Source organism: Candidatus Kinetoplastibacterium crithidii (ex Angomonas deanei ATCC 30255) (genome assembly GCF_000319225.1).
Lineage (GTDB): Bacteria > Pseudomonadota > Gammaproteobacteria > Burkholderiales > Burkholderiaceae_B > Kinetoplastidibacterium > Kinetoplastidibacterium crithidii_B.
The window spans coordinates 127,935-140,527 of sequence record NC_019815.1 but is presented as its reverse complement, the minus strand read 5'-3'; the positions used below and the strand labels follow the sequence as shown (position 1 = coordinate 140,527).

General features: G+C 33.0%; 12 protein-coding genes and 2 tRNA genes. All 14 read right to left on the bottom strand.

From position 1 onward, the window contains the following. Positions 1–14: 14 nt before the first annotated feature. Positions 15–1,076 (bottom strand): NADH-quinone oxidoreductase subunit NuoH, encoded by a 1,062-nt coding sequence (gene nuoH, locus CKCE_RS00610; RefSeq protein ID WP_015238379.1) that lies wholly within the window; start codon positions 1,074–1,076, stop codon positions 15–17. Continuing rightward, positions 1,073–3,415, bottom strand: coding sequence for an NADH-quinone oxidoreductase subunit NuoG (gene nuoG, locus CKCE_RS00605; RefSeq protein ID WP_041572076.1), 2,343 nt, complete (start codon positions 3,413–3,415; stop codon positions 1,073–1,075). The genes nuoH and nuoG overlap by 4 nt, the downstream gene beginning before the upstream one ends. A 15-nt stretch (positions 3,416–3,430) precedes the next feature. Then, positions 3,431–4,801 (bottom strand): NADH-quinone oxidoreductase subunit NuoF, encoded by a 1,371-nt coding sequence (nuoF, locus tag CKCE_RS00600; RefSeq protein WP_015238377.1) that lies wholly within the window; start codon positions 4,799–4,801, stop codon positions 3,431–3,433. Between the two features lie 3 nt (positions 4,802–4,804). After that, positions 4,805–5,296: an NADH-quinone oxidoreductase subunit NuoE gene (nuoE, locus tag CKCE_RS00595; protein WP_015238376.1), complete on the bottom strand. Its 492-nt coding sequence runs from the start codon at positions 5,294–5,296 to the stop codon at positions 4,805–4,807. A 57-nt stretch (positions 5,297–5,353) separates the two neighbouring features. Beyond that, on the bottom strand, positions 5,354–6,610 hold the full coding sequence (locus CKCE_RS00590) for an NADH-quinone oxidoreductase subunit D (RefSeq protein WP_015238375.1): 1,257 nt from the start codon (positions 6,608–6,610) through the stop codon (positions 5,354–5,356). A gap of 5 nt (positions 6,611–6,615) precedes the next feature. After that, a complete protein-coding gene (locus CKCE_RS00585; RefSeq protein ID WP_015238374.1) occupies positions 6,616–7,236 on the bottom strand; it encodes an NADH-quinone oxidoreductase subunit C in 621 nt (206 codons plus the stop codon). 58 nt (positions 7,237–7,294) lie between these two features. Then, complete coding sequence (locus tag CKCE_RS00580; protein WP_015238373.1) at positions 7,295–7,771, bottom strand: NuoB/complex I 20 kDa subunit family protein; 477 nt, start codon at positions 7,769–7,771, stop codon at positions 7,295–7,297. Positions 7,772–7,813: 42 nt separating this feature from the next. After that, entirely contained in the window at positions 7,814–8,173 is a 360-nt protein-coding gene (locus tag CKCE_RS00575) for an NADH-quinone oxidoreductase subunit A (protein ID WP_015238372.1), read from the bottom strand. Between the two features lie 203 nt (positions 8,174–8,376). Further along, on the bottom strand, positions 8,377–9,561 hold the full coding sequence (locus CKCE_RS00570) for a porin (RefSeq protein WP_015238371.1): 1,185 nt from the start codon (positions 9,559–9,561) through the stop codon (positions 8,377–8,379). Positions 9,562–10,004: 443 nt separating this feature from the next. Continuing rightward, positions 10,005–10,091: transfer RNA gene (locus CKCE_RS00565), tRNA-Leu, on the bottom strand. A gap of 63 nt (positions 10,092–10,154) precedes the next feature. Continuing rightward, positions 10,155–10,529, bottom strand: coding sequence for a preprotein translocase subunit SecG (gene secG / locus CKCE_RS00560; protein WP_015389132.1), 375 nt, complete (start codon positions 10,527–10,529; stop codon positions 10,155–10,157). 16 nt (positions 10,530–10,545) lie between these two features. After that, positions 10,546–11,295 (bottom strand): triose-phosphate isomerase, encoded by a 750-nt coding sequence (gene tpiA, locus CKCE_RS00555; RefSeq protein WP_015238369.1) that lies wholly within the window; start codon positions 11,293–11,295, stop codon positions 10,546–10,548. A gap of 59 nt (positions 11,296–11,354) precedes the next feature. Then, complete coding sequence (locus CKCE_RS00550) at positions 11,355–12,332, bottom strand: NAD(P)H-quinone oxidoreductase (RefSeq protein ID WP_015238368.1); 978 nt, start codon at positions 12,330–12,332, stop codon at positions 11,355–11,357. A 142-nt stretch (positions 12,333–12,474) separates the two neighbouring features. Then, positions 12,475–12,562: transfer RNA gene (locus tag CKCE_RS00545), tRNA-Ser, on the bottom strand. Positions 12,563–12,593: the final 31 nt, after the last annotated feature.

Sequence of the window (12,593 nt, the reverse complement as noted above, 5' to 3'; positions counted from 1 at the left end):
TTATCATAAAAGAACTAATACCATATATTCCATGGTGTTCTAACCCAAATAGCAACTACCAAAAACCACACTCCTGTAATTGGTATAAATATTTTCCAACCAAGTCTCATTATTTGGTCATATCTATACCTTGGGAAAGAAGCTCTAAACCATATAAACAAACATACTATAAAAAATGTCTTTATCCAAAGCCAAATCCATCCAGGTATTAAATAAAAAGGAAAGAAATTAAGTGGGGAATACCACCCACCTAAAAATATTACTGAAGCCATACATGATAACAAAATCATATTTGCATATTCAGCTAAAAAAAATATTGCAAATGAAACTCCTGAATATTCAACCATATGACCAGCAACAATCTCAGATTCTCCTTCTACAACATCAAAAGGATGTCTATTTGTTTCAGCAACAGATGAAATGACATATATAACAAATAGAGGTAACAGTGGCAACCAATTCCAAGATAAAAAAGACAATCCTATGTCAGAAAAAAAACCTTTGTTTTGAATATTAACGATATCACTCATATTCAAACTTCTAGAAACTAATAAAACAGTAACTAATACAAACCCAATAGCTAATTCATAGGATATCATTTGAGCAGAAGCCCTCAAGCCACCTAATAAAGCATATTTTGAATTTGATGCCCAACCAGCTATGATAACTCCGTAAACACCTAAAGAAGTTATAGACATCACATATAATAAACCAGCATTAATATCAGCTAAAACAATATCAGGACCAAAAGGTATAACAGCCCATGCAGCTAGTGCTGGCATGAGCGTAATAACGGGAGCAATTAAAAAAAGAACCTTATTAGATTCACTAGGAATAATAACTTCTTTAGTTAACAGTTTAAAAACATCAGCAAATGGTTGAAGAAGCCCTCCGTAACCAACTCTATTAGGACCAAGCCTAGCATGCATTGATGCAATCAATTTACGTTCCCAATATGTTAAATAAGCCACACAAAGTATTACAGGAAGCATAATAGCGAATATTTTTAATATAGTGTATAAAACTAAATATATATTACTATTTAAGAAATTTATAAAAATCAATTCTGATATCATAATTTCTCCACATTAATATCTTCAAAAGAGCAACCTAAAGAAGCTGTTTCTTCAAATGCGGCTGGCAAATATAAGCCTTGATTTGGAACAAAATCATCATGCATCACAGCTAATTTTATACTATCACTACTACTAGATATCTTCACCATTTCACCATTGGAAATACCTAACTGTTTTAATGAACAGCTATTAAGCCTTAAAACTGGAGGCTGTGAATATTTTGTCTTTTGCAAAGAGGTAGAACTTCTTACAATAACATCTGACCTATATATTGGAACGTTAGGAATTCTTTCAAACTTACTAGACAGATTATCTATGCCTATAAAAGAAAGGTCGATGCTATTCGATAGACTAGTTTTCAAGTCACAATTAGTTAAAACAACCTGTTTAACTTCATCAGAACTTTCATAATTAAATCCAGAGATATTTAATAACTTACCTAAAGCACAAAAAACCTTCCATGCAGGTCGAGTTTTACCAAAAGGAGCTACTACACCTTTAAAACTTTGCACGATGCCCTGAGAATTTATGTATGTTCCTGAAGTTTCACTAAAAGGAGATATCGGAAGTATTATATTTGCCCATTTTTTAGCAAAAGAGAAATAAGGAGTTAACGCAACTGAGAATTCAGAACTATTTATAGCTTTTAAAGCATTTGCTCCATTATCAATATCTAAATATGGGTCAGAGTGAAGAACTATATAGGATTTCAATGAACTATTAAAAATATCATTTACTAATTTTCCTTTCTCAGGAAGGAAGTTAGATACATAACCACCAATAGCATTTGCTCCATTGCCAAGAAAAGCAATATTAGAATCAATAATATCAGCAACATAACCTGCATTTGCCACCAACTTTGATGCATTAGGAACTGATAAAGCCATATTACCCAATAAAATAGCTGACCTCTTATTTCTATCTAATAACTCTTGTGCAATAGCAAATAAAACTTTGTTATCAGTAAGACACAATTTTTCAAATTCTCTTGGAATATCTTGAGACATATTCTTTGACAAAATTACACATAATTCTGCTAATAACAAATGAAGCTGTGAAGGAATAACAGTAATTCTACCTGAAATATTAATAAATTGATTTGACTGGTAACTATCTAATATAAAAATCTTTGCTCCACGCTTAACCGCTTTACGAAGTCTATGTGCTATTAATGGATGATCATTCCTTAAGTCAGATCCTACTACTAGTAAAATATCTAATTTTTCTAACTCTTCTAAAGAACACCCTAACCAAGGGATACCATTAAAAACTTTATCTAAATTAGAATCATTTTGCCTTAATCTAAAATCGACATTATTAGATCCTATATTATTCAATAATTTTTTAAATAAATAAAACTCTTCTAGAGTAGAATACTCAGAAGCTATACCAGCAATTTGCTGCTCACCATATTTGTTTTTTATTAAGTTAAAATTATAAGCAATTTTTTCTAATGCTTCTTCCCAAGATAACTCCTTCCAATCACCATTGTCGTCTTTAAACATAGGAGAAGATAATCTATCAGTACTGTTTAATCCTTCATAAGAAAAACGATCTCTATCTGTTATCCAACACTCATTAACATCATCATTTTCAAAAGGAACAACTCTCATAACCTGATTATTTTTAATCTGCATTATTAAATTTGTACCTAAACTATCATGAGGACTAATTGATTTTCTCCTAGCTAGTTCCCAAGTACGGGCCTTAAATCGAAAAGGCTTAGAAGTAAGCGCTCCAACTGGACATATATCTATCATATTACCTGATAATTCAGACTCTACATAATTACCTAGAAAAGTCGATATCTCTGAATTCTCACCACGGCCAAGCATGCCTAATTCCTTTATTCCTGCTATTTCTTGTCCAAAACGTATACAACGAGTACAGTGTATACAACGGCTCATTTCTTCAGCAGATATTAAAGGACCAAAATTTTTATGAAAAACTACTCTTTTTTCCTTTTCAGAATAACGAGACTTTTTCTTACCATAACCAACAGCTAAATCTTGTAACTGACACTCACCTCCCTGATCACAGACAGGACAGTCAAGAGGATGATTAATTAGCAAAAACTCCATAACAGAGTTTTGTGCTTCCTTAACTTTCTTAGAGTCAGTATATATAACCATTCCTTCACTTGCTATAGTAGAACAAGCAGGCATGAGCTTAGGTGTTTTTTCTATCTCTACTAAACACATACGGCAATTTGCAGCAACTGACAATTTTTTGTGATAGCAAAAATGTGGCACATAACAACCAAGTTTTTCAGTAACTTGAATAAGGTTACTTCCTTTTGGCACTCGTATTTTTTCACCATTAACGGTTATTTCTATCATTTGCATTTTCAGACTCTACAAATATTTTTTTACTAAACAAGATTTATGTGTTACATGATACAAAAATTCATGTTTAAAATGTTTTAAAAAACTTATCACAGGCATAGCTGCTGCATCTCCCAGAGCACAAATTGTATTACCCATTATATTATGAGAAATAGAATTCAATAATTCCAAGTCGTCAACATTAGCATCACCTTTCTCAATTCTAGATAATATGCGATATAGCCAACCTGTTCCTTCTCTGCAAGGAGTGCATTGCCCACAACTCTCTTCATAATAAAAGTATGACAATCTTAGAAGAGACTTTACCATACACCTAGTTTCATCAATAACTATAACAGCACCAGAACCAAGCATAGATCCTGCCTTAGATATGGAATCATAATCCATACTACAATTCATAACTATATCTGCAGGAAGAACGGGTGAACTTGATCCTCCAGGAATTACAGCTTTTAATTTATTACCATTAACAACACCACCAGCAAGATCTAAAAGCACAGAAAATGGTGTACCAAGTGGAATTTCATAATTACCAGGAAACTCTACATCTCCACTAACAGAAAATATCTTGGTTCCTGCATTATTAATTTTTCCAGATTCTAAATATTTATCTGCACCATTCAATATAATCCAAGGAACAGCAGCAAATGTTTCAGTATTATTAATATTTGTTGGACAATCATATAATCCAACATTAGCAGGAAATGGTGGTTTAAAACGAGGTCTTCCTTTTTTACCTTCTAGAGATTCTAATAAAGCAGTCTCTTCTCCACAAATATAAGCACCATAGCCATGTACTCCATATAAATGAAAACTAAAGTTTGAATTTAATATGTTTTCACCTAAAAAACCATATGATCTAGCTTCATTTAAAGCTTCTTCAAAACGCTTATAAACATCAAAAATTTCACCATGAATGTAATTATACCCAATGCTTATGCCCATAGCATAAGCTGCTATAATCATGCCCTCAATAACAATATGTGGATTAAATCTTAATATATCTCTATCTTTAAAGGTTCCTGGTTCACCTTCATCAGAATTACAAACTAGATATTTCTGAGTAGATGAATTCTTTGGCATAAAACTCCATTTTAAACCAGTCGGAAATCCTGCTCCTCCCCTACCTCTCAATCCAGATGACTTAATCTCTTCTATTACATCACTAGGAGACATTTTAGAATGTATAATTTTTTTTATAGAATCATAGCCATTCCTAGCTAAATAATCCTCTATTCTCCAATTACAACCAGTAATTCCAGCAAAAATTTGAGGAGAAAGATGCCTACCATGGAAACATGTAGATCTACTTTCTATCGTGCCACTAGGATATGGCTTTAAACCATCATCAAAATTAATCTCAAATTCTTTTAAATTCATCTATTATTCCCCGTCTTCTTTTGAAAGAATATCAATAAGAGAATTAACTTTTTCTTCAGTCATTCTGGCACACATATGTTTGTTATTAACCAATAAAACTGGAGCATCACCACAAGCTCCTAAACACTCACTTTCAATCAAAGTAAACTGTTTGTTTTCAGTTGTTTCGTTAAATTCTATACCCAATTTTCTTTTTAAATATGAAGCAATTTCGTTACTACCACGAAACGAACATGAAAGATTAGTACATACAGAAATTTTATTTTTTCCCACATGTTTAATATTAAACATATTATAAAAAGTAACAACTTCTTGAGCTGTTATAGGAGAAACACCTATGTAATTAGCAACATCCTCTATAACTTCTGGAGATAACCAAGATTTATCTTCTTGTGCAATTGCTAAAGCTGCTATTAAAGCAGATTGACGCCTATCAGCAGGAAATTTTGCCAATTCCGCATCTATTTTCTGATATGATTTTTTAGAAAGCAACATACTTTGCCTGTCTTAGAGTTAAATAACCTTAATTTATATAATGTCAATATAAAAAATTTACCTATCTATTTCACCGAACACAATATCTTGTGTTCCTATAATAGTTACCACATCTGATATCATATGCCCCTTTGACATTTCCTCTAAAGACTGCAAATGAGCAAAACCAGGCGCACGAATTTTAACTCGGTAGGGTTTATTAGCACCATCAGATATTATATATATCCCGAATTCGCCTTTGGGATGCTCGACTGAAGAATAAGCCTCTCCAGCTGGTATACAAAAACCTTCACTAAAAAACTTAAAATGATGAATCAGTTCTTCCATTCCTGTCTTCATATCTGTCCTTTTAGGAGGAACGTATTTACAATTATCTGCTATAACAGCGCCTGTATTATTACGCAGCCAATCTATACATTGTCTGATAATTTTATTGCTTTCCCTCATTTCAGCCATACGAACCAAGTATCTATCATAACAATCTCCATTAACTCCAATAGGAATATCAAAAGAAAGATTATCATAAACTTCATAAGGCTGATTTTTACGTAAATCCCAAACAACACCTGACCCTCGTAACATAGGACCAGTAAAACCCAAAGCCTTTGCTCTATCAGGACTGACTACTCCAACACCAACAAGTCTCTGTTTCCAAATACGATTGTCTGTCAACAAAGACTCATACTCATCTATACATTTTGGAAATCTTTCAGTGAAATCATATATAAAATCCAACAAGGAACCTGAACGAGCTTCATTCATTCTATCAAAATCTTTTTTATTTCTAATTTCCTTAGAAGAATCGTTATACATAGGCATGGAATTAGGTAAATCTCTATATACACCACCTGGTCTATAATAAGCAGCATGCATCCTTGCACCAGACACAGCTTCATAACAATCCATCAAATCTTCACGCTCACGAAATGCATATAAGAATACGGCCATGGCCCCAACATCCAGTGCATGGGAACCTAAAGACATAAGGTGATTCAATATCCTAGTAATTTCATCAAACATTACTCTGATATATTGAGCTCTTAATGGAACTTCAATCCCTAAAAGTTTCTCAATAGCCATAACATAAGCATGCTCGTTACACATCATAGAAACATAATCCAAACGATCCATGTAAGGTAGACCCTGTATATATGTTTTATTTTCTATTAATTTTTCAGTTGCTCTATGTAGCAGTCCTATATGTGGGTCTGCTTTTTGAACTACTTCACCATTTAATTCCAATATCAAACGCAAAACACCATGAGCAGCAGGATGTTGAGGACCAAAATTCAAAGTATAAGTTTTAATATCCATGGTTACTACAATTCCAATCCATAAGAGTTTTCCCGAATAACTCTTGGAGTAATTTCTCTAGTATCAATACTAACTTCTTTGTAAACAACTTTTTTAAGGCTTTCATCATAATGCACTTCAACATTACCAGATAAAGGAAAATCCTTACGAAAAGGATAGCCAACAAAACCATAATCAGTAATTATTCTTCTTAAATCTTTATGCCCATGAAAAACTATACCAAATAAATCAAAAGCTTCTCTTTCAAACCAATTAACACTAGGCCAACAATTTATTAAAGAAGGTATAACTGGAAAATCATTATTATTTGCCCATGTCCTGACTCTAAGCCTCCAATTATTAACTATAGATAAAACATGAATCACTACAGCAAAACGCTTACCATCAGACATAGTATTACTCTCATGAATACTAGACTTACCCCAAGATAAATAATCTACAGCACATAAATCGATACAAGTTTCAAAATATAAACTATTATCCAATTTTAAGATATTGCAAACATCCAACCATTGGTCAGAAGAAATTTCTAAAGTTAGCTCATTTGTTCTACCATGCAATAAGTTAAAATTATAATTTACAAGCACCTCTTTTAAAGTATCTTTCAGAATTTCTATTTGATTCATCTACACTTATATCCTTAATAGGCAATAAAATTTTATTTTTTTCTAAAACATTAAAGAATTACCTTGAAATACTATTCTTTTGTAAAATTTTCTTCTGCATTTGAAAAAGCCCATAAATTAATGCTTCGGATGTAGGCGGGCATCCAGGAACATAGACATCTACAGGAACAATTCTATCACACCCCCTGACAACAGAATAAGAATAATGATAATAACCACCACCATTAGCACAAGAACCCATAGACAAAACCCATCTAGGCTCAGGCATCTGATCATAAACCTTTCTTAAGGCTGGAGCCATTTTATTACATAATGTACCAGCTACTATCATTAAATCAGATTGACGTGGGCTTGGCCTAAAGATAATACCAAATTGATCCAAATCATAACGCGCTGCACCAGCATGCATCATTTCAACAGCACAACAAGCCAACCCGAAAGTTACTGGCCATATGGACCCAGTTTGAGCCCATTTAAGAAGCTTATCAGCGTTAGTGGTTATAAAACCTTGTTTAAGAATATCGTCTGTAGACATAATCCTATTCTCTAAAAGAAAAAATAATATATTTATTAAGATTTATTCCCATTCTATCGCACCTTTCTTCCACTCATATATAAAACCTATAACTAATATAAATATGAATATTAGCATTGAAATAAAGCCCTTTAGTCCTAGAGCATCTTGAGCTATTGCCCAAGGAAATAGAAATGCTATCTCCAGGTCAAATAGAATAAACAATATCGCAACTAAATAGTACCTGATATCAAATTGCATATGAGAATCTCCAAATGAATCAAAACCACATTCATACGGAGAATTTTTTGCAGAATAAGGCGATTTATGACCAAGCAAATAACCTACAAATAGCAATGCAAAACCAATAACTATTGCTATTACTATAAAAAGGAATACAGGAAAATATTGCTGCAAATTCATAAATATTAATTCCTAATGATAACTGAATAAACTTGTTGATTATATATCATATAACAAAAATTATGGTATCAAGCTTAAATTAAATCAATATAAAAACTAAAAGCCACCTATCTATTGTAAGAAGGTGGCTTTTAGCATTAGAAATATCTAATATTATTAAGTATAGTTACGTAACATACCTTAAATTACTCGAGCCATCAGGTTTAGAAGCGATGACGCATACCGAAACCAACAACTTTACTTTTTGCACTATACAAGAAAGCATAGTCAGAGGCATAAGAACCATAAGCATATAAATTTGTACGTTTAGACAAATCTTGTGTATAGCCTACACTATATACATTCATGGAGTCATTATCGCCAGTTAATCTAGCTCCTTTTGGTTTTGCATTTACAGAAACGCGTTGCCAAGATCCAAAAACATTACTAGTTTCATTAATTGGCGCACTTACTCCAACAACATATGAACTAGAACGGAATCCATCAGCATATTCTGTTATTAATCTACTTAAGCCAATTAGATCTCTATAGCCGTCTACATTCAATGCTCCAATCCATCCATCCATGGTTTTTGCATAAGCTACGGAAACTTTAGCTACATCAAAATCATAAGCTCCACCAACAGCATAAGAACATGGACTTACATCAAAGTAAGCATCACGTTCCACTCTGCGTTTAGAACCTTTAACATAATCGAATGATGCAGTAGCAACTACAGGACCATTAGAGTAACGAATGCCTGTTGTAAAAGCACGATCGTTTTCATTTGTTCTCCAGTTTGCTGCTTCTTCTGCTGAGAATGCGTTATTAACAGTAACATGCTCAGATTTAGAAGACTTAGTATCAACGCTGAAAGAATAACCAACTCCGATATCAATTCCACGGAAAGAAGGAGTTTGATACATAATCATATTATCATAACGAACATTCGAAGAACCAATGCTCATTCCAATAGCTGACTGTTCAAAACCACCTTTAAATGGATCTATATCTGCAAAATATTTGCTAGCAACATTAGTTTGACGACCAATATCTAAACGTCCCCAAGCATCATTTGCTACGCCAACAGTGACCTGTCTACCAAAAATACGTTGAGTTTGAGCAGCATCACCATTTCCAGAATTAAAACCACCTTCTAAAACGAACTCAGCGCGCAAACCATTTCCAATCTCTTCAGTCCCTTTAAGACCCCAACGAGAACCACTTTGAGCTCCAGATACAGGACCAACACGACTAATCTTGTGTTTTACTCTCCGAAAGTCACGTACTTCTACAGTATTTACATTAACACCTGTATCAATTAATCCATATAGATTAACAGCTGTTTCTGCCTGGGCAACACCAGCAAAACTGGTAACCAAAGCAGCTGCAAGCAGAGTTTTTTTCATTTAAAAAATCTCCAATAATTTGAATAACAAGAGCAAGATATACTCAATACAAAACTCCTTAGCTCCAAAATAGAAGTTGTGAGCGTTGCATTAAAATTTAGCTCAAATGACCACAATAAGTACAATAAAAAAGACAAAATATGTTGCAAAATAACAACTTGCTTATAAAGCTAAGCCTCCATCTTTTTTAAACATATTCAGCACTTTTAATAAAGTGATCTATCCTCTACTAAATCAATCAAGAGATATTATAATCTCCATAGAGTAAAACTCACCAATAAAAAACAACAAAAATACAAAAGTGTTACAAACTTACAATAACATAATAACTAAAAAGAAAAAATACTAAATAGTTAAAAACAACTAGCTAAGGGATAAAATATATAAAACTATTGTTATTATTCTTGATACAAATAAAAACCAATTAAGCAATTGGCACCATGTGGTGCCGACGGCGAGACTCGAACTCGCACAGCAATCAAGCCACTACCCCCTCAAGATAGCGTGTCTACCAATTCCACCACGTCGGCCATGAATAAAATAATGACGGTCATTGTATCATATAAACAAGATTATCTAGTACAAATTAGATCTTATTGTTTTTTATCCAACTTTTTTTCAACAAATTCTTTATCTGTACTACTATCAACATGCTCAAAATTAGGAATTGAAACATCCATCTTACTATGGTTATCACTATACATAATACTGGATGCCGAGGACCTAATAAACGTCTTGTTATTCAAATAAGAAATACCCGCTGTACTTAGAAAAAAGATAATAGCGAAATACTTAGTAGATTTGGATAAGAAATTAGCAGACCCAGAAGCACCAAAAACACTAAGAGAAGAAGCGCTTCCACTTAAAGCACCAATATCTGAGCCTTTACCATTTTGCAACAAAACTAACACAATGATAGCACAAGCTGAAATTATTTGGAGACTTACCATAAGTAAGAATAAAGACATTTTAAACACCCTCAAATCAAAATTTTATAGAAGATATAGCCAAGAAATCTTCTAAAACTAAAGAAGCGCCACCTACTAACGCCCCATCTATATCTGGCATTGCAAAAAAATCAAATGCATTATTTGGTTTTACACTACCACCATATAGTATTTTCACATTAAAAACGCCATCATCTGATAACATTTTACGAATCATATAATGGATATTTTGTGCATAATCAGGATTTGCAGCAATTCCAGATCCTATTGCCCAAATGGGCTCATATGAAATTACAATTTTTGATAATGACGAATGCTTTAGCTGCAAAATAGACCTTACTTGTTTTTCAATTATTTTAAAAGAAATACCTGATTTATACTGTTCTAGAGTTTCTCCTATGCAAACTACAGGAGTTATATCATTATTTATTGCAGCTTCCATTTTTCTTAAAACATCAAGATCAGTTTCTCCATGAAGCATGCGCCTTTCAGAATGACCTACTATAACCCATTTACAACCAAACTCTTTCAGCATAATACCTGATACTTCCCCTGTATATGCTCCAGAAGAATACATACTTATATCCTGAGCTCCCCAAGAGCAATTACTACCTTGCAAACTTAAAACCGCTTGATATAAATATGGAAAAGGAATGCAAATTCCCATTTCACAATAAAGAGAATAATCTATAGACTGCAAACCTTTTAATAAGCGTGCATTTTCAAAAAAACTACCAAACATTTTCCAGTTACCTAGAACAAGACGTGCAGATTTTTTATAACCCATAGCAGTAGTCAAAATCCAATATATAAAATCATCATAAAATAAACATAGCAATCTTAGAGCTATATTCTTAAAATTATCTTACCAATATGTTCTCCAGACTCCATCATAGCATGAGCTTGAGAAACTTGATCTATTGGAAAATAAGCATAAGTAATTGGTATAATATTTTTTTTCTCTAGAAGAGGCCAAACAGTTTCTCGTAAAGCACTCGCTATCCTAGACTTGAATGAATTAGATTTAGAACGCAACATGGACCCACTAATAGTAAGATTTTTGGTCAAAATATCAACACAACTCAGATTAGCACGAGACCCACCAAGAAAAGCTATTATCACCATTCTACCATTATAAGATAGAACTTTTATATTTCTTTGCAGATAATCACCAGCAACCATATCTAATATTAAATTTACACCTTTCATTTCAGTTAAATTTAATATTTGTTCTACAAAATCTTCATTTTTATAATTAATGCATTTCAAAGCCCCCAAAGATTCTACTGCTCTTACTTTCTCATCACTACTAGCCGTAGAATAAACCAAACATCCCATAGATTTAGCTAACTGTACTGCCATAGTTCCAACACCACTAGAACCTCCGTGGACTAAAAAAGATTCACCGTTTGATAAATTACCTATGTTAATAACATTATTCCAAACAGTAAAAAGAGATTCAGGAAGACCTGCAGCCTCTTCAAAAGTAACATTCTTAGGAATTGGCAAACAATGATAAACGTGAGCTATGCAATATTCAGCATAACCACCACCAGATAATAAGGCACAAACCCTATCGCCTATAGAAAAATCACTATTACCCAAATCACCAGAAACAATTTCTCCAGAAACTTCTAGACCAAGAATATCTGAAGCCCCCATAGGTGGATCATAAAACCCTTTTCTTTGCAAAACATCAGGTCTATTAACACCAGCCGCTATTACTTTAATTAAAACCTCTTGTTTACCTGGCTTTGGAATGTTTCTACTACCAACACGCAAAACATCAATATTACCATAACCATTAACCTCTATAACTTTCATGTCAAAAACCCAAAAGCAAAGCTAATAAAATTGATAAGATTAAATCAATATGAAAAACAAAATATTTTATTATAGAATAAAGACATATACGATATGAAATGGTATACATTGAGAATTTAACAACAGCGAGAAAATAATGAAATGGCGGAAGCTCAGGGATTCGAACCCTGGGATCCTCTCGGATCTCTGGTTTTCAAGACCAGTGCAATCGACCACTCTGCCAAACTTCCCGCTTATCTGTATTATATAATATAATTAGAT